22 protein-coding genes and 1 pseudogene are annotated in these 15,377 nt (G+C 60.8%); 19 read left to right on the forward strand and 4 right to left on the reverse strand.

What is annotated here, in order from left to right; all coding sequences use genetic code 11:
- Positions 1 to 274 precede the first annotated feature (274 nt).
- Together KIP88_RS43445 and KIP88_RS43450 are read right to left on the reverse strand one after the other, a co-directional pair.
- Positions 275 to 1,600: a type II toxin-antitoxin system HipA family toxin gene (locus KIP88_RS43445; RefSeq protein ID WP_214494197.1), complete on the reverse strand. Its 1,326-nt coding sequence runs from the start codon at positions 1,598 to 1,600 to the stop codon at positions 275 to 277.
- Complete coding sequence (locus KIP88_RS43450) at positions 1,600 to 1,851, reverse strand: helix-turn-helix domain-containing protein (RefSeq protein WP_057852073.1); 252 nt, start codon at positions 1,849 to 1,851, stop codon at positions 1,600 to 1,602. The genes KIP88_RS43445 and KIP88_RS43450 overlap by 1 nt, the downstream gene beginning before the upstream one ends.
- A gap of 305 nt (positions 1,852 to 2,156) precedes the next feature.
- Here KIP88_RS43450 and KIP88_RS43455 point away from each other — a divergent pair, with 305 nt between their 5' ends.
- Positions 2,157 to 2,372 carry a hypothetical protein gene (locus KIP88_RS43455; protein WP_214494198.1) on the forward strand — a complete coding sequence of 72 codons (216 nt, stop codon included), beginning with the start codon at positions 2,157 to 2,159 and terminating at the stop codon, positions 2,370 to 2,372.
- Positions 2,373 to 2,959: 587 nt separating this feature from the next.
- Positions 2,960 to 3,367, forward strand: a complete 408-nt coding sequence (locus KIP88_RS43460) for a Rieske 2Fe-2S domain-containing protein (protein ID WP_249791494.1) — start codon at positions 2,960 to 2,962, stop codon at positions 3,365 to 3,367.
- Between the two features lie 15 nt (positions 3,368 to 3,382).
- Here the strand turns inward: KIP88_RS43460 and KIP88_RS43465 are convergent, their stop codons facing one another.
- A complete protein-coding gene (locus KIP88_RS43465) occupies positions 3,383 to 3,973 on the reverse strand; it encodes a hypothetical protein (RefSeq protein ID WP_214494199.1) in 591 nt (196 codons plus the stop codon).
- A gap of 83 nt (positions 3,974 to 4,056) precedes the next feature.
- On the reverse strand, positions 4,057 to 4,254 hold the full coding sequence (locus tag KIP88_RS43470) for a hypothetical protein (RefSeq protein WP_214494200.1): 198 nt from the start codon (positions 4,252 to 4,254) through the stop codon (positions 4,057 to 4,059).
- Between KIP88_RS43470 and KIP88_RS43475 the strand changes: the two genes are divergently transcribed.
- The 17 genes and pseudogenes from KIP88_RS43475 to KIP88_RS43555 all read left to right on the forward strand — a co-directional run bounded on the left by KIP88_RS43475 (position 4,253) and on the right by KIP88_RS43555 (position 14,347).
- Positions 4,253 to 4,573, forward strand: a complete 321-nt coding sequence (locus KIP88_RS43475; RefSeq protein WP_057852082.1) for an iron-sulfur cluster assembly accessory protein — start codon at positions 4,253 to 4,255, stop codon at positions 4,571 to 4,573. The two genes, KIP88_RS43470 and KIP88_RS43475, sit on opposite strands and share 2 nt — an antisense overlap.
- An 89-nt stretch (positions 4,574 to 4,662) precedes the next feature.
- Positions 4,663 to 4,869, forward strand: a pseudogene (locus KIP88_RS43480) (NifU family protein); the annotation flags it as partial.
- An 11-nt stretch (positions 4,870 to 4,880) separates the two neighbouring features.
- On the forward strand, positions 4,881 to 6,065 hold the full coding sequence (nifS, locus tag KIP88_RS43485; protein ID WP_214494201.1) for a cysteine desulfurase NifS: 1,185 nt from the start codon (positions 4,881 to 4,883) through the stop codon (positions 6,063 to 6,065).
- A gap of 4 nt (positions 6,066 to 6,069) precedes the next feature.
- A complete protein-coding gene (nifT, locus tag KIP88_RS43490; RefSeq protein WP_057847894.1) occupies positions 6,070 to 6,294 on the forward strand; it encodes a putative nitrogen fixation protein NifT in 225 nt (74 codons plus the stop codon).
- The gene (locus tag KIP88_RS43495) at positions 6,291 to 7,154 is read left to right on the forward strand and encodes an SIR2 family protein (RefSeq protein ID WP_214494202.1); all 864 of its coding nucleotides are present in this window, start codon (positions 6,291 to 6,293) and stop codon (positions 7,152 to 7,154) included. The genes nifT and KIP88_RS43495 overlap by 4 nt, the downstream gene beginning before the upstream one ends.
- 339 nt (positions 7,155 to 7,493) lie before the next feature.
- Positions 7,494 to 8,993 (forward strand): nitrogenase cofactor biosynthesis protein NifB, encoded by a 1,500-nt coding sequence (gene nifB / locus KIP88_RS43500; RefSeq protein WP_249791498.1) that lies wholly within the window; start codon positions 7,494 to 7,496, stop codon positions 8,991 to 8,993.
- An 11-nt stretch (positions 8,994 to 9,004) separates the two neighbouring features.
- On the forward strand, positions 9,005 to 9,229 hold the full coding sequence (locus tag KIP88_RS43505; protein WP_057847892.1) for a 4Fe-4S binding protein: 225 nt from the start codon (positions 9,005 to 9,007) through the stop codon (positions 9,227 to 9,229).
- A gap of 11 nt (positions 9,230 to 9,240) precedes the next feature.
- Complete coding sequence (locus KIP88_RS43510) at positions 9,241 to 9,582, forward strand: iron-sulfur cluster assembly accessory protein (RefSeq protein WP_249791495.1); 342 nt, start codon at positions 9,241 to 9,243, stop codon at positions 9,580 to 9,582.
- A complete protein-coding gene (locus tag KIP88_RS43515; RefSeq protein WP_214494204.1) occupies positions 9,579 to 10,115 on the forward strand; it encodes a hypothetical protein in 537 nt (178 codons plus the stop codon). The genes KIP88_RS43510 and KIP88_RS43515 overlap by 4 nt, the downstream gene beginning before the upstream one ends.
- Complete coding sequence (locus tag KIP88_RS43520; RefSeq protein ID WP_214494205.1) at positions 10,105 to 10,878, forward strand: 4Fe4S-binding leucine-rich repeat protein; 774 nt, start codon at positions 10,105 to 10,107, stop codon at positions 10,876 to 10,878. Before KIP88_RS43515 ends, KIP88_RS43520 begins: the two co-directional genes overlap by 11 nt.
- The gene (locus tag KIP88_RS43525) at positions 10,875 to 11,195 is read left to right on the forward strand and encodes a nitrogen fixation protein NifZ (RefSeq protein WP_214494206.1); all 321 of its coding nucleotides are present in this window, start codon (positions 10,875 to 10,877) and stop codon (positions 11,193 to 11,195) included. The genes KIP88_RS43520 and KIP88_RS43525 overlap by 4 nt, the downstream gene beginning before the upstream one ends.
- Complete coding sequence (locus tag KIP88_RS43530; protein ID WP_214494207.1) at positions 11,192 to 11,431, forward strand: nitrogen fixation protein NifZ; 240 nt, start codon at positions 11,192 to 11,194, stop codon at positions 11,429 to 11,431. The genes KIP88_RS43525 and KIP88_RS43530 overlap by 4 nt, the downstream gene beginning before the upstream one ends.
- A 15-nt stretch (positions 11,432 to 11,446) precedes the next feature.
- Positions 11,447 to 11,806, forward strand: coding sequence for a DUF3024 domain-containing protein (locus tag KIP88_RS43535; RefSeq protein WP_057847887.1), 360 nt, complete (start codon positions 11,447 to 11,449; stop codon positions 11,804 to 11,806).
- 33 nt (positions 11,807 to 11,839) lie between these two features.
- On the forward strand, positions 11,840 to 12,109 hold the full coding sequence (locus tag KIP88_RS43540; RefSeq protein WP_057847896.1) for a DUF6129 family protein: 270 nt from the start codon (positions 11,840 to 11,842) through the stop codon (positions 12,107 to 12,109).
- A gap of 5 nt (positions 12,110 to 12,114) precedes the next feature.
- Entirely contained in the window at positions 12,115 to 13,305 is a 1,191-nt protein-coding gene (locus KIP88_RS43545; RefSeq protein WP_308163798.1) for a DegT/DnrJ/EryC1/StrS family aminotransferase, read from the forward strand.
- A gap of 212 nt (positions 13,306 to 13,517) precedes the next feature.
- A complete protein-coding gene (locus KIP88_RS43550) occupies positions 13,518 to 13,724 on the forward strand; it encodes a hypothetical protein (RefSeq protein WP_214494209.1) in 207 nt (68 codons plus the stop codon).
- Positions 13,725 to 13,897: 173 nt separating this feature from the next.
- Positions 13,898 to 14,347, forward strand: coding sequence for a Rieske 2Fe-2S domain-containing protein (locus KIP88_RS43555; protein WP_214494210.1), 450 nt, complete (start codon positions 13,898 to 13,900; stop codon positions 14,345 to 14,347).
- Positions 14,348 to 15,377: the final 1,030 nt, after the last annotated feature.

Here is a 15,377-nt window from a genome sequence, read left to right on the forward strand (position 1 = left end):
GGGGGCGTCTTCATCTGGGCCATCAAAAGTTCGCATAACTACGCTTGCTTGATAAGCCACTCTCTAGCTATTCGGGTTGAATGCCAAGCTGTTCTGAGGAGTTAGCGGCGCAGGCAACCCAGGGCGCTATTCCGGGCGTTGCCGCAGAATCCAATCCAGCAGGTCTTCGTTTCGGCGACCGCTTCGTGCGTGCTGGTCAACGGCGGCCGGTGCGGACGCAAGCGCCATACGGCGCAAATGCAGTTCGCCCCGGTAGCAAACCGTAATCTTTCTGTTAGTGCACTTTCAATGAACTCAGACGCTGCATAGCCGCGGTTTTCACCGAATTATGGATTGCCTCGGGAAAGCCCTCTGGCAGCTCGCTTTCAATTTTGCCGAGCGCAGCTTCAGCGGTAAAGGCGACACGTTCGATTGATTCCTGAACAAGCTTTTTCGGTACGCCCGCCGCTTCGCCTGTCTGCAAGAAATGCCGGCCGTCTACTTCGGCAATCCTGTAGTGATTGTTTGTCCCTACCGACATTGCGAGCTTCATCTGCTTGCGCTGAATTTGACCGGTGTCTAGACTCGGCTGTGCCGTGAGCACGTCGTAAAGCGGTGTCAGATGGTAGCGGCCGCCGGGCGTGATGAAGATGCTGAAATTCTTCGCATGGCCATCGGTCGCGCCAATCAGCCAAAAGAAGATTTGCGCTCTGAGCAGCGTCGCCTGATCATCAGCGGGCGTGTCGCTGCCTTTGAGCAGATCAAGAAGCTTCACCATGCCGGGACCGCCATCGCTCTGGTATTTGCGCGTCGGCGGGACCGACAGTGCCTGACAGCAGTCCTCCTGCGGCAGGCGGAGCAGGCGGCCATCCTTCGTCCACCGCCGGTCGAAGCGCTCGATGACGAGCGCCGTGGTCTTACCGAAAGTCGCAATCTCGGCATGGTTCACCGGCAAGCCGGAAGCGGCGGCAAGTCTCAGGCAGTAGTATTCATTCTCGACGCTGTTCGAAAGGTCGATGCCGTTGGGCAGTTCCCCGATCTGCGTCTTGAAAATATGGGTCGTCGGCGTGGTGCCGTGCGGCTTGAGCCACTTGCCGCCGTGCCGCAGCAGCGCCGTTTTCTCCTGCGCTCCTGCCACGGAAATCCGGAAATGATCGTCGCGCGTAAGCCCGAGCGGAGTCTGGGCAAGCCCGTTGAGGAGCTTTTCTATCGCTTCGTCATCGACGGCATCGCCGGCGATGGTGCGACCATCACCATGGTGATCATCATCATGATGATCATCATCGTCGGCGACGAATTGCAGGGCGCCGACGCAGTCCCTGCCGATGGCAGCGAGCAGGCTGTAGGCGTCGGTCCCGGCAGCGCCGACCCTTTGCGCTACCCGGCGACGGAGCGCGTCGGAGTCGGGTAGCAGATTGTCGAAGACGGCCGTGATGGCTTCGCCGCGGAAGGCATCCTCCCGCAGCGGCAGCGAGAGCGAGACGGGCAGGGCATGTTCCCATCCGAGCCAGTCAGCCTCATACCGGAATTCAATAGCGCCAGTCGCCGCCTTGCTCATCAGGCCGACGAGGCGGTTGTTGAGGAGCACGCGCAGCGGCTCATGGCGGCGACGCCGGGGCATCAGAAAATGTCCTCAAGGTCGGCGGCTGTGCCTTTGGTGCGCGGGACGATCCGGAACTCAAGGTCTAGGGCCGCGAGTACCGCAAGGATGGTTTCAAGCTTGGCTGCCGGATTGCCAGTTTCGATGAGCGAGATTGTCTCCTGCCGCAGGCCCGCCCGCGCGCCGACCTGCGACTGGCTGAGCCCCCGCTTCTTACGAGTGCGGCGGATCAGGTTGCCGATCTGGTTCGGTGTGCGGGCAAGGCCGGTCATTTCTTACTCCGACCTAGTATGTGCTAAATCCGATAAAAGCGCAATATAGCAAATGGCGCATAAATGGACATTATGCGTTGAACTGCATAAAACACGTTTATCGGAATTGAGGCTATGACTTCCCTTACAGCGATCGCGTTAGCCACTTTACGCCGGAATGGAAGCGGCAATCAGGGAGCGCGTGGCGAAACACCCGACGGCCTTCCTACATGAAACAAACGGTTAAGGTTTCCACGACAGCGGACGACCTCACCCGACTTCGCAACGACGCAAAGAGGGATTGACGCGATGGCGGATGCTTCAGGTTGGCTTCCATCATGCCGCGCCTTTCGGTCGACATCGACCTCACGTACCTGCCGGTCAAGCCGCGCGAAGAATCTTTAACAGAGATCGACGCGGTGAGACGCAAGTTGTGGAGGGGCGATCTTTACGCAGGTAAGTTGTTGCAGCGCTCGATCGTCAGCATCCGCGCGATTTATTCGGTGTCCGCGACCTGCTGGGAAATAAGGTATCAGCGATGATCTGCGCACTGCCTTCATTGTCTACATGCTCAGCCATAATCTCCCAATGGCATGAAGTGCTAGGCGGAGCGAAAAGGATATCAGCCAGGAATTTGTGCGCTGCTTCGAAGGTATGACCGCCAAGTCCGTTTCGCGAGATGAGCCGCTGGCCGTACGCAAAACGCTGTCGCGGCGATTGTCGGCAACATGCCAGACAGGCATCGGAAATTCCTGATTTCATTGAGCGCGGCGATGCTGAATGGGATTTGCTCGGGGCGCTCCCGGTGCCCGCGATTTGCCGGCCGTCAAATGGCGAATGCAGAACCTTGACAGCCTGCCAGCTGAAAAGCGCGCAGCGCTGGATCTTGAGAAGGTCCTGAGCAAATAACAGAAACCACGCGCGCGGCCAGATGGGTCTGGATCTGCTGCGATCCGATTCCTGAACAGCCAAGCGGTGCCTGATCCCACCAAGCTCGTTGGTCCGATGATCGAGCGGCTTCTCGTTGGCGACGGCGCGCGCCGGACTCCCAAGAAGGTGAGGCGATCCGGTACTTTGCGCGATTTTTGCAAGGCTGATCGCAGGATGATCAATTGATGGTTCTCTTGTCATGAACGAGCGGCGGACGCAGCCGAATATCGCCTATGCAATCTGCGGCTTCAACGATATTCCAAGCCAGCGCGCCATGGGCTTCCACCTCATGATCGTCGACGAAGACGGCAGCCACAGGCCGTGGCCCATTGTCGTGGTGCGCTGGGGCAAGCGGGTGTTTGCCTATCTTAACAAATGCCCGCACAATGGCGTCAATCTGGACTGGGAACGCAACCAGTTTTTCGATCCACGCGGCATCCGGCTGATGTGCGGCAAGCACGGCTCGACCTTCGAGCTCGGCACCGGCCGCTGTGTGGACGGCCGGTGCAAGGGCAGCAGTCTCACGCCGGTCGCGTTGACGGTGCTGGACGGCGATATCTGCGTTACCGGCGTGCGGCTTGTCGAGGAGGAGGATTCCTCTGGCTAAAGCTAAAGCCGGCGCTCAGACCGGCCGGTTCTCGTTACGGTTTCTCACGGGTTCCATCCTCTTCAGCCCGTCTTCGTAAGAGATCTCATCATAGGACGCATCGAGATCCTTGGTTGCGTCGAGCAGGTAGTCGAGCTTGCCGGGCGCGTCGAGCTTCTTGATGTCATTCTTGTCGACCCCGACCAGGTCCATCATTTCCTTCCAAACGGTGGATTCATCGCACGGCAGCACGTTGAAGGTGATACCACCGAGCTTGGTTCGGTATTTCGCCAACAGGTCTATGTTGTTGCAAAACATGAAGTAGCTGCCATCAGGGCTTAGCGCGCCATCAAGAACGTTTACGACATCAGCAAGATAAGCGAAGCAGTGCAGATAGCCGGCCAGCACCGGAATGCTCCTTTCGCCTTCCTGCACGACCGTCAGTACCTGCTCGATCGAATAGTGGGGCGGCCGCTTCTCGTCCGCGACCTGGGCCTGGAATTTTAGGGCGATATCGCCGCGAAAGCCGAACCGGCCCTGCTTGGTGGTCCCGCCCTTGAATATGGCATTGAGCAGGCGCCCCTCCTTCTCCAACCGGCCTAGCGCGGTGTTCTCGATTGCAGTCATGAAAAATCATCCCTCGATCCAAGACAATCGCCGGACACTCCGGCGGCGGGAGACGCAATGCAAATTGTTTGCCGCCGCGTTCCTTACGCTTCATCGGCGGAATCCACAAAGAAAGACACGCAAAGCCGCCGCAATCCCTCAAAGACCTTTGTCAGCAACCCTACACGCGTCGCAAAGCCAACAGGCGCGATTTCGAAAAGGTGAGCAATGTCAAGCTCGGGCGCGCTGGCATGCGACTTGCCAATTCCCATGCAAACGACCCAGGCAAAAAGGATAGCCATGATCAATCTGACGGATAGCGCAGTGAATGCGGTCAAGAGCACGATTTCAGCATCGGCGCAGCCGGCAAGCGGCCTGCGCATCATGGTCGAGGCCAGTGGCTGCGCCGGGTTCAAATACCGGTTGAGCCTGGCCGACGAGGCTAAGCCTGATGACACCGTGATCGAGCGCGACGGCGTCAAGGTGTTCGTAGACAACAAGAGCCATGACCACCTCGCCGGCACGACCATCGATTTCGTGGTGGCGCTGGAGGGCTCGGGCTTCACCTTCGACAACCCGAACGCCAAATCGAGCTGCTCTTGCGGCAAATCCTTCAGCTGATGACAAGAGAAATCGAAGCATGCCGGTCGAACCGGAACAACTGAAGCAACCGCCGAGCATAGAGACCGGTCAGGAGCAACTACGGCGCGAACAGGCCGAATCTGCAACGCGACGGCGGCGACTGTCAGCTGGTCGGGATCGAGGGCAGCAAGATCATGGTCAAGCTGACTGGTGCCTGCATATTCTGCAAGCTTTCAAGCGCGACGCTAGAAGGCATTCAGGCACGGCTGGTCGAAAGGCTCGGCGAATTCGTTCGCCTCATCCCGGTCGCCGGCGCCGCCAATGCGCGGCATTGAAGGAGGCGTTTGTGCCGATCTATCTCGACAACAATGCGACCACGCGGACAGATCCGTGTGTCTTGCAAGCCATGTTGCCGTTCCTCACGGAGCAGTTCGGCAATGCCTCGTCCACCCATACCTTCGGCAGCGAGATCGCGGGCGCGGTGGGGGAGGCGCGCCGCAGCCTGCAGGGTTTGCTGGGGGCCGCCCACGATCATGAGATCGTCTTCACCTCCGGCGGGACCGAGTCCAACAACGCCGCCATCCTTTCCGCGCTTACGACCCAGGAAGGGCGCGACGAGATCGTCACCACCTCCGTCGAGCATTCCGCCATCCTCACGCTGGTCGAGCACTTGGCGACAAGGGGCATCAAGACGCACGTGATCCCGGTGGATTCGCGCGGACGGCTCGACGTCGAGGCCTTTCGCTGGGCGCTTGGACCACGCACGGCGATTGCGTCTGTTATGTGGGCCAACAACGAGACCGGCACGATTTTCCCGGTGGAGTTTCTGGCCGGGTTAGCGCGTGCGGCAGGCGCGCTGTTTCACACTGATGCCGTGCAGGCCATAGGCAGGGTGCCCATCGACCTGAAGGACAATGCTATCGACATGCTATCGCTGTCCGCGCACAAGCTGCACGGCCCCAAGGGGACCGGCGCGCTCTTTTTACGCCAAGGCACAAATTTCAGACCGCTGATCTGGGGCGGGGCACAGGAACGAAGGCGCCGCGGCGGAACCGAGAACATCCCCGGCATCGTCGGTCTTGGAAAAGCTGCAGAGCTTGCGGCGGAGCGGCTCGAGCCGGATCGCGTTCGCATTGGTGGGTTGCGCGATCGCCTGGAGCAGGCGATTTTGCACAACGGCCACTGCATGGCGCTCGGCGATGTCAGCAACCGGCTGCCGAACACGGCCAACATTGCCTTCGAGGATCTCGAAGGCGAAGCAATCATCCACCATCTCAATCGCGCGGGCATTGCCGCTTCGCTGGGATCAGCTTGCAGCTCGTGCTCAATGGACCCGTCGCACGTCCTGCGCGCTATGAACGTGCCGGCGAGGAGCCTGCGCGGCGCGGTGCGCTTTTCCTTATCGCATGAAACCACCGTCGAAGAAGTCGACCAGGTCGTCCGCGTACTGTCCGGCATCGTGGCTCACCTGCGCGCCATGTCACGAGAGCATCCCAATCCCACCAGCAATTCGCCCCGATACACGAGTTGATTTCATGAAAGTCATGATTCGCCGCTCTCCGGAGGCGGGCCTGTCGATTTACGTGCCGAAAAAAGATCTCGAGGAGCCGATCGTTGAATCGGAGCACGAGACGCTGTGGGGCGGCTGGATCAGAATAGCCAATGGCTGGGTGCTCGATCTGCCCGAAATGGCGAGCGATACGCCGCTGCCGATCACGGTCAATGCCCGAAAGCGCGGCGAGGGCGGCGACGACCGATGAAGGCGACCCCGCAAATCGACTTTGCCAACGCGGCCGATGCGGAGGCGATTCTCACTGACGTAGCGGCTAGGCTGCGTGCCGGCAGCATTGTTCCCTATCTCGGACCTGGTCTCACCGCGTTGTCCAAACCGGATGCGCCGATGACGCCGGAGGCCTTGGCTGGCTTCTTCGCTACCAAGGTCGCGCTGCCGCGCCGGGCCAAGGGCAATGTCTGGGCGTCGGCGCAGCACATCGAGAGCAACAAGCATCGCTCCACCGTGACGGCATTGGTGGCGCAGGCCTTTGCTGCGCCGGTCGAGCCTACACCACTGCATCATCATCTCGCCGCGCTGTCCCTGCCTGTCATGGTCGATGCCTGGTATGACGGCGCGATGCGTGCGGCGCTCGGCAAGCACGAGGGGTGGGGCGAGGTGCAGGGCATTTGCCGCGCCGGCATCGGCGAGGACCGCTGGTATCGCTTCTATGATGCGGAGGGCAGAGAGGTCGATCGCGCTGTGGCGCAGAGCTGGACCACGGTCCTCTACAAGCCGCACGGCGGCGTGCTGCCTGCCAGGAACTTCCTGATCTCTGACGCCGACTATGTCGAGGTGCTGACCGAGATCGACATTCAGACGCCGATCCCCGATGTGGTGAAAGAGCGGCGCAATGGCAGAAGATTTCTCTTCATCGGCTGCCGATTCAACGATCAGCTGCTGCGAACCTATGCGCGGCAGCTCACCAAGCGCTCGGCCGGTGTTCATTACGCCATCGTGGAACCGGATGTGCTGTCCAGGAATGAGCTGCGCTTTCTGGTCGAACAGGGCCTGACGCCTCTTGCGATCCCGCTCCCGCGCGCGATCGAGATCCTGCTCGCTGCCTGACAGACCTTGTATATGGGTCGATGTTGCTCGCGTGCCGGCGCATGCGAGTTGTCTTGCGTTTCGCGCCGGCGAATGACTGCGCTCATCTCCATGTCAGGATCAAGACGCCTGTCACACTTCGAACATTTCTAATGTCGTGCAGAAGGCTTCGCTTCCACGGCGAACCGCGGCAGGCGGCTCACTTTGTGACTTAGATCAAAACTGCTCGCCATTCCGGCCATGGCACGCGAGTTGCAAATCTTCTTTTCAGTTTCCGCCTCCAGGGAGAATGAACGGATGGACGTATCAGCGCTGGACGAAGCAAGCTTGGCAGGGAGCGCCGTCGACATCGGCGAGACCATGCAGGCGATCGCCGAGCACAAGGGCTGCGGCGCGTCCGGCGGCAGCGGCAAGGCGAGCTGCGGCTCGCAAGCCGGCCAGGGTGATCTGCCGACCGAGATCTGGGAGAAGGTCAAGAACCATCCCTGCTACAGCGAAGAAGCGCATCATCACTACGCCCGCATGCATGTTGCGGTTGCGCCCGCCTGCAACATCCAATGCAATTACTGCAATCGCAAATTTGATTGCGCCAATGAATCGCGCCCGGGCGTGGTGAGCGAAAAACTAACGCCGGAGCAGGCGGCGAAAAAGGTGCTGGCAGTCGCCTCCACCGTCCCACAGATGACCGTGCTCGGCATCGCTGGGCCCGGTGATCCCCTGGCCAATCCGAAAAAGACGTTCAAGACCTTCGAGCTGGTGGCCAAGGCCGCTCCCGATATCAAGCTGTGCCTGTCGACCAACGGCCTCATGCTGCCCGACCATGTCGATACGATCGCCCGCTTCAAGATCGACCATGTCACCATCACCATCAACATGGTCCACCCCGAAATCGGCGCCAAAATCTATCCGTGGATTTTCTACAACCACAAGCGCCACACCGGCCTCGAAGCCGCAAAGATCCTCAACGACCGCCAGCTGCAAGGCCTCGAGATGCTGACCGAGCGGGGCGTCCTCTGCAAGATCAATTCGGTGATGATCCCGGGCATCAATGACCAGCACCTCGTCGAGGTCAACAAGGCGGTCAAATCGCGCGGCGCGTTCCTACACAACATCATGCCGCTGATCTCCGCGCCCGAGCACGGCACGGTGTTCGGTCTCAACGGTCAGCGGGCTCCGACCGCGCAGGAATTGAAAGCACTGCAGGATGCCTGCGAAGGCGAGATGAACATGATGCGGCACTGCCGCCAGTGCCGCGCCGACGCCGTCGGCCTCCTCGGCGAGGACCGTAGCGCGGAGTTCACTACCGAGAAGGTTATGGCCATGGATGTCAACTATGACCTCCAGATGCGCAAGGCCTATCAGGCCAAGGTCGAGGAGGAGCGCGTCGTCAAGGTTGCTGCCGAGCAGGAAGAGCTCGCCGAGCTCGCCAGCGAGATGAGCGACATCAAGCTCTTGGTTGCAGTGGCGACGAAGGGCACGGGGCTGATTAACGAGCATTTTGGGCATGCCAAGGAGTTCCAAGTGTACGAACTCTCCACTACGGGCGCCAAATTCGTCGGCCATCGCCGCGTCGATCACTATTGCCGGGGCGGTTATGGCCAGGAGGAGAGCCTTGCCACCATCATCCGCGCCATCAACGACTGCCATGCGGTCTTCGTGGCCAAGATCGGCGGCTGTCCGAAGAGCAATCTGTTGAAGGCAGGGATCGAGCCGGTCGACCAATACGCCCATGAGTTCATCGAAAAATCAGCGATCGCCTGGTTCAAGTCCTATCTTGCGAAGGTGCAAAGCGGCGAGATCCAGCATGTTGAGCGGGGCGAGGCGGCGATCCGCCAGGGCGCGCTGATTTCGGCGGCGTAAGGGAGATATCCATGCCGTTCAAGATCATTGCCTCGCAATGCTCCGGCTGCTCGGCTTGCGAGCTCGAATGTCCGAATGTCGCAATTTCGGAGAAAGGCGGGACGTTCGTCATCGACCCGAAGAAATGCACCGAGTGCATCGGCCATTTCGACGAGCCGCAATGCGTCGCGGTGTGCCCGGTTGATAACACCTGCGTCGTCGACACCTCATTGCCGCGCTACCAGGCGCGGGCGTAGGGGGCGAGCCCATGACCATCACGCTGACGCCCGCCGCTGAAAAACTCACGAGTTACGTGCTGCGCGCCGATGGCACCGTTGGCGCCGGTTTCCGGCTCGCCGTCACGGCAGATGGTTGCTCGGGGTTGTCCGCCGATATAGGTGTTGCGCCGGCAGCTCAGCCCGGTCAGCAAGGCGTAGAGCGCAACGGCCTAAAGTTGCTTCTCAATGCCGAGAGCCAGCTAATGCTTGGCTTTGTCACCATCGATTTGACCGACACCTCTGCGCAGACCGGGCTGATCTCTCCAGAAGCAGGTATGCTGCTCCAGCAACACCGCAAAGGCTGCCCATTAGAAGAGGAAAGCTGCCAATGAACCTCGATAGGGCAGGCAATCCGCTGTCCGAGAGCGAGGGGGCGCTGATCGCGCACACGCTACTCGGCGAAGGGCTGCCGCGCGAAGCCAAGGATCATCTGTGGGACGCCGGGCTGTCCTATCACCTGGACGAGATCGCGGAAAAACACCTGCATGAAGCGCAGGCGCTGGCGCCGGGCCACGCCGCCGTCCTGATCGGGCTCTACCGCTTCTATTTCTACAAAGGTCGCTTGGCCGAGGCGTTGGAGGTCGCAAAGCTCTGTATTTGTAAGGCAGCACGTGAAAACAGTCTCGCAGACGATTGGCGGCGGGTCAGCGCGGGCGACGCTGCTTTCGATCGCTACGAGAACATCCTGCCGCGCTTCTATTTATTTTCCCTGAAAGCATACGCCTACCTGCAGATGCGGCTCGGCGATCTGGATGAAGGGCACGCCGCCGCCAACAAGCTTGTGGAGCTCGACCCGACCGACAAGATCGGCGCCAAGGTGCTCCTGGACGTGCTGGAGCGGATGGGGCAGGACGATGACGGATGACATCGATAAGGCCCGCGACTGGCTGGGCAACGAGGTCGACTGCGGCACCTGCACGCATCTCGGGCTCAGGGCCAGCGGCGGCTGCCGCTTGATGCACGCCTGCGTCAACGACCGCTACGCCCGCTGCATCGACCGCTTCTTCAAGTGGAATCCGGTGCTGGCCGACGCTTACGTCACACATCCGCATTTCGAGGTGCGCGCAATCGCGGCCAACCACGCCAATGTGTTCCTGCTGCCGATGCTGCTCGACGATGCTGAGGAAACCGTGCGCTGGAACGCGGCGCGCCGCCTGCCCAAGCGCTTTGTGCTGCGGCTGCGCAGCGACCCGCATCGGGAGGTGAGGATGCGGGTTGCGACCTTGCTGGACGGCGAGGAGCTGGCGCCGATGATGTCGGACCAGGACTATTACGTCCGCCTGGTGGTGGCGAGCCGGATCGCGCCGGCGCTGCTTGGGCGTCTCATAAGCGATGACGAGCCCGAGGTGCGCCGCGTGGTCGCGCTCCGCATTCCCCATGACTGGCTGCTCGGCATGGTCACTGATCCCGATGGCACCGTGCGGCTCGAGATCGCACGGCGGCTGTCTCCGGATTCGCTCAGCCTGCTGCGCCGCGATCCGGATTGGCGCGTCCGCTATGAGGTGGCAAGCCGCATTACGGCGGCCGAGCTGGCGGAGTTGACCGAGGACGGGGACTCGATGGTGCAGGAAGCCGCCCGCGCGCGCGTGGCCATCCGGCCCGAACGACCGAGAGAGAGTGGGACATGAGCAACATCGTTCGCGACAGCGAGGTGGTCGAGCTGACCGGGCCGCCTTTCTTCAGCTTTGGCGAAAAGGTGCGGGCCAACCGCACCATCCGCAATGACGGAACCTATGCCGGCAAGGAAGTCGGCGAGGTCCTCGCCAAAAAGGGGGAGGTGGGTTACGTCGTTTCAATCGGCACTTTCCTGCAGCAGTTCTACATCTATGGCGTCGAATTTCTCGAAAGCGGCAACCGCGTCGGCATGAAGCGCAAGGAGCTCGTGCCGGCGGTGGCGCGCGAGGAGTTTGAGGACCTGCCGTTGCCGGAAGAGGCCGCGTCATGATCGACCCGAGGCTGCCGAAGTACCAATGGGGCCAGCGCGTCAAGGCGGCGATCGACCTCATTAACGACGGCTCCTTTCCGGATGCACCGGCCGATGGACTATTGATTGGCGCCGGAGGGATCGGCGAGATCGTGCAGGTCGGCAGGCATACCGAAGCGAACGTGCCAATCTATCTCGTCGAGTTCGGCGAGCGGCTGGTCGTCGGCTGTCTTGAAGAAGAAATTGCAGTGCTTTGAGGGTGCTGGTTCGCGATGAATGCTGCGGTGATGAGAAAACTAGCGATCGGACTGATCCCTCACCCGAACGAGCTCGATCGCAAGCGGATCGAGCGCGCCTTGGGCTCGCGCAAGCGCTATCGCTTTGTGTCGCCGAATGTGAAGCCGGTGAGGGGTGGCTATCTGATCGAGAGTCCCTGCTGCTCTCGCAATATCGACAAGGACGGCGGCCTGATCGATGTCGCGCTGATCCACTATGACATGGTGAGCGGGATGTGGAAGCTGTTTCGCATGAACCACGCGCACGGGATCTGGGAGTTTTACAGCATTTACCTCCGGCTGACCTCAGCGATCGAGGATTTAAACACGGATCCAGAGCGGCGGTTCTGGCAATAAAGCTGATTTGGGACTAGTTATATGGGAGCCGCGATGGCGCTTGGCACAGACCAACTGATCGAAATAGAACGGGTGCTTGCGGCGGCGGAGGCCGATGCAAGCCCATTCCTCGAGCTGCGGCGCCGTTTTCCGCACCTCGCCTTCACGCGCTGTGATGCGTCTGATGTGACGGAGCGGCCGTTCCGAAGCTTTCCGCGTTTCGACCTGCATCTGATCGATGGCTGCGATCGCTGCGTGCAGATCACGGCCGATCCGGCACGCGCGATTGGTATCCTGCTGGCGGCAAGGAGTACTGGGCGGTGACCGGCATTGCACTCGCAGAGGATCACGGCGATGGCACCGAAGCAACCGAGGCCGTATCCTTCATTCCGCTCTCCGATCCCGATATCACCTCCGCCGAGCTCTCTGCCGTGGAAGCGCTGCTATGTTCGCCGCGAATCTCCAATGGGCCGGTCACTGACGCCTTCGAGAAAGCCTTCGCAGCCTATCTCGGCCGCAAATATGCAGTTGCCGTCCCCAGCGGCACGATCGGGCTTCTGCTAGCGCTAAAAGCGCTTGGCATCGGACCCGGGCAGGAGGTGATCGCCTCGCCTTATTCGTTTCGCGAGACGGTGCATGCTATCAGTCTCGTGGGCGCGAGGGCCGTATTTGCCGACGTCGACTATTGGTCGGGAGCCTTGGCTCCGGCGAAGGTCGAAGAGCGTGTCACGGCCAACACGCGGGCGATTATTGGTGGCAACCCCAATGGCCATCCGGCGCCATGGTCGGAGCTGCGCGCGATCGCGCAGCGCCATCAGCTGCCGCTCCTGGAGGATTCGACCGAAGCGATCGGATCGCGATACAAGGGCGAACTCGTCGGCCGCTTTGGCGATATCGCCGTGTTCGACTTCGCTCAGCCACTGGCCCTGACCTGCGGCGAAGGCGGCATGGTGGTGACCGACGACATCGACTTGGCCGGCGGCTTGCGTCGCTATCGCGCACATCGGCTGGATGAGCGCTCCTCCGTTGTCGTCAGCAGCGCAGCGCCCCACCAGGCCGGCATGAGCGATCTCACAGCCGCGCTGGGCCTTGCGCAGCTAAGGCGCCTCGACGAAATCCTGGAGCGACGCCGGCTCCCCGAACAGCTCTACAATGCGCACATGCAATCCTTCGAAGGTATCAAGCCGCCCTATGTGGCTCCCGAAGCGACCGAGGTGAACTGGTTCCTCTATCTCGTCCATCTCGGGACGCGCTTCACGCGCTCCAGCCGCGATGCCATCGTCGATGACCTGCGCATCGAGCAGGTCGAGGCCGCCGCCTATTGCCATCCGTTGCATTTGCAGCGGCATTATTTCGATCTCGGCTATCGGCATGGCGATTTTCTGGTCACGGAAAAGATCGCCGATCGCGCCCTGGCACTGCCGTTTCACACCCACCTCACCGATGACCAGATCGAGTTCATCGTGGAGACGATAAAGGATGCGTCAATCAACATCGGCGCTGGCGCTGCAATTTATTAGACCCGAGGAATCATTAATGGGACGCAAAAGGAGGGCTTGAATGTCGACAGCCACGGCCTCACCATGGGGCAAGATGATCGAGATCATTCAGGCCACATCACTCTTGGCGGTGCTGCAGAACCCGAAGATCGCAACGCCAAACAAATGCAAGTGCAGACCAAACGTGGATCCTGCGACATTTCGTCCGGCAAGGCCGCAAGGAACTCTCGAGGGTGGCGCGCAAAGAGAATGACAAGCTCAATACGATCGGAGGAGGCGCCTCCAAGTTGCGGCTCGCCTGCGAAGTCAATTTGCTCGGAACCGGTAGCATGATCATCGAGCTCTTCGGCTTCGGCTCGGGTTTCTTCAGCTTGGGCGGGAAGGCACATGGATTTCGCAACACGTCATTGTTCCCTGAACGAGACAGTGGTGGAGCTTGACGAGCGCCCGGCCGGCCTCACGCCGCACCAATGGTTTGATTTTTCAGCGGGCCGTCGATGCCCTTCCAGGAGCTGGTCGGTGGAATTGGCGTGCTTCGGCTGACCCGTGCCGCCGTCGATGCCTTCAGGCAGGAAAACGCAACGACAAGCACGAGCGAAGGGAGCACCGCGACATGGGCAGCCAAGAGATCGAGGTGTTCACCGTCTGTCGCGCCGATGCAATCGAGCGGGGCGGCGCGAAGGGTTTTAACCTGTCGCGGATCGACGAGAGCGGCGAGAGCCGGCCGTTTCCGATTGTCGTGGTGCGGACCTTCGGAAACGACTACCACAGCTATGTCAACCGCTGCCCGCATGACGGTGTCTGGCTCAACATCGGCTCCGGAGAGTTTTTCTCGTCGGACCGCGCCTTTATCAGATGCGGCCGGCACGGTGCGACCTTCGAGATCGATAGCGGGTTTTGCATCGATGGCCCCTGCAACGGAAAGGCCCTTGAGCCGGTCGCGCTCGCTGTGGTCGACGGCGACGTCTGCCTGTGTGGCGTGAAGCTGGTGGAGGACAACGGGTTTCCCGATCCGTTCGAGGACAGCGACGAAACCATGGACATCATGATCCATCCGGATTAACAGGGATGATCTCATGACCGTAGCTCAGGAGTCTTTCGGTAAAGCGCCGTCGTTCTCATGAACATTGGCACAGGCCCGCACCTGTCGCTGCTTTCGAACTCGTGAGAGATCAAGGGCCGGGCACGGCGGCCGAAGTCATCCAGTAGCCCAGCATGAATGAATGGTACGGGGACAGTCGAACAGCAAGACGCGCAGCCATTTCGGTGTTCGAGCCGCATTGGCGGCTTTGTGAGGACCGATCGGCCGGTCGACAGCTCTTGGCGCGCATGGATGAATTGCCTGAAGCGGAGATCATTCGCGCCGTGCATCCGGCTGATGTCGGGGGCACCAAGGAGGTGTTCAAGTGCTATCTCACCGAGTGGACGGCGGGCCAAGACTCTATACGCCCGAGAAGGGCCATGCCAGCGGCTGCGCCAGCGCCAACTCGGTTTTCTCATCGGCGGCGCCGAACTCGATCCCCTGGCTCGCCTGCATGTGCGCGCATTACAGGAGACGATTGCAACGAAACCGCGGGCGCCGAACTCGACCTCGCGCTGTCAACGCTCGCCGATTGGAGGCGCAACCAGCCGGCAACCGGTATGATGAGAGACGGCGGCGCATCCTAAAGACTAGGTGGGGGCGCTAACCTCGTCCCGCTTGCCTTTTCCTTTCGTTCGCTCTTGGCTGCGATAAGACGCCGGCGTCCTTTTAGGAGAATTGGCGGCTGCCTCTCCATATATTGCTAGATCCACAAGTCGCGTGCGGGCGAGCGCGAGCTGCACGGTTCCACGCTTTTTACGGAGTGAGGCAGTCCGGCAAGGGGGCGAACAGACGCCAGCACTTCTGGGTCAGGTGAAGCCGAGTGCGCGGCCCTTTGCTTCCGATGACACCCGCGCTTGTGGAGGCGCCGAGACCGAGCAGGTGCTAGTGAAGTCCAAGGCGCGCTTGAAACAAAGAAAGCCCCCGGCGGTCATAACACCGCCGAGGGCTCCGTCTGGGCTGGAGGAGGGCTGGAGGGGGGGTCTGTAGACCCAGACGTAACAGGACCGTT

The sequence above is a fragment of the Bradyrhizobium sp. SRL28 genome, from assembly GCF_018596315.1.
GTDB lineage: Bacteria > Pseudomonadota > Alphaproteobacteria > Rhizobiales > Xanthobacteraceae > Bradyrhizobium.

Excerpts from the sequence above, each read along its gene's own strand:
- KIP88_RS43445 (WP_214494197.1), bottom strand. The coding sequence starts at position 1,600 with ATGCCCCGGCGTCGCCGCCATGAGCCGCTGCGCGTGCTCCTCAACAAC.
- KIP88_RS43450 (WP_057852073.1), bottom strand. The coding sequence starts at position 1,851 with ATGACCGGCCTTGCCCGCACACCGAACCAGATCGGCAACCTGATCCGC.
- KIP88_RS43460 (WP_249791494.1), top strand. The coding sequence starts at position 2,960 with ATGAACGAGCGGCGGACGCAGCCGAATATCGCCTATGCAATCTGCGGC.
- KIP88_RS43465 (WP_214494199.1), bottom strand. The coding sequence starts at position 3,973 with ATGACTGCAATCGAGAACACCGCGCTAGGCCGGTTGGAGAAGGAGGGG.
- KIP88_RS43475 (WP_057852082.1), top strand. The coding sequence starts at position 4,253 with ATGATCAATCTGACGGATAGCGCAGTGAATGCGGTCAAGAGCACGATT.
- KIP88_RS43470 (WP_214494200.1), bottom strand. The coding sequence starts at position 4,254 with ATGGCTATCCTTTTTGCCTGGGTCGTTTGCATGGGAATTGGCAAGTCG.
- nifT (WP_057847894.1), top strand. The coding sequence starts at position 6,070 with ATGAAAGTCATGATTCGCCGCTCTCCGGAGGCGGGCCTGTCGATTTAC.
- KIP88_RS43495 (WP_214494202.1), top strand. The coding sequence starts at position 6,291 with ATGAAGGCGACCCCGCAAATCGACTTTGCCAACGCGGCCGATGCGGAG.
- nifB (WP_249791498.1), top strand. The coding sequence starts at position 7,494 with ATGCAGGCGATCGCCGAGCACAAGGGCTGCGGCGCGTCCGGCGGCAGC.
- KIP88_RS43505 (WP_057847892.1), top strand. The coding sequence starts at position 9,005 with ATGCCGTTCAAGATCATTGCCTCGCAATGCTCCGGCTGCTCGGCTTGC.
- KIP88_RS43510 (WP_249791495.1), top strand. The coding sequence starts at position 9,241 with ATGACCATCACGCTGACGCCCGCCGCTGAAAAACTCACGAGTTACGTG.
- KIP88_RS43515 (WP_214494204.1), top strand. The coding sequence starts at position 9,579 with ATGAACCTCGATAGGGCAGGCAATCCGCTGTCCGAGAGCGAGGGGGCG.
- KIP88_RS43520 (WP_214494205.1), top strand. The coding sequence starts at position 10,105 with ATGACGGATGACATCGATAAGGCCCGCGACTGGCTGGGCAACGAGGTC.
- KIP88_RS43525 (WP_214494206.1), top strand. The coding sequence starts at position 10,875 with ATGAGCAACATCGTTCGCGACAGCGAGGTGGTCGAGCTGACCGGGCCG.
- KIP88_RS43530 (WP_214494207.1), top strand. The coding sequence starts at position 11,192 with ATGATCGACCCGAGGCTGCCGAAGTACCAATGGGGCCAGCGCGTCAAG.
- KIP88_RS43535 (WP_057847887.1), top strand. The coding sequence starts at position 11,447 with ATGAATGCTGCGGTGATGAGAAAACTAGCGATCGGACTGATCCCTCAC.
- KIP88_RS43540 (WP_057847896.1), top strand. The coding sequence starts at position 11,840 with ATGGCGCTTGGCACAGACCAACTGATCGAAATAGAACGGGTGCTTGCG.
- KIP88_RS43555 (WP_214494210.1), top strand. The coding sequence starts at position 13,898 with ATGGGCAGCCAAGAGATCGAGGTGTTCACCGTCTGTCGCGCCGATGCA.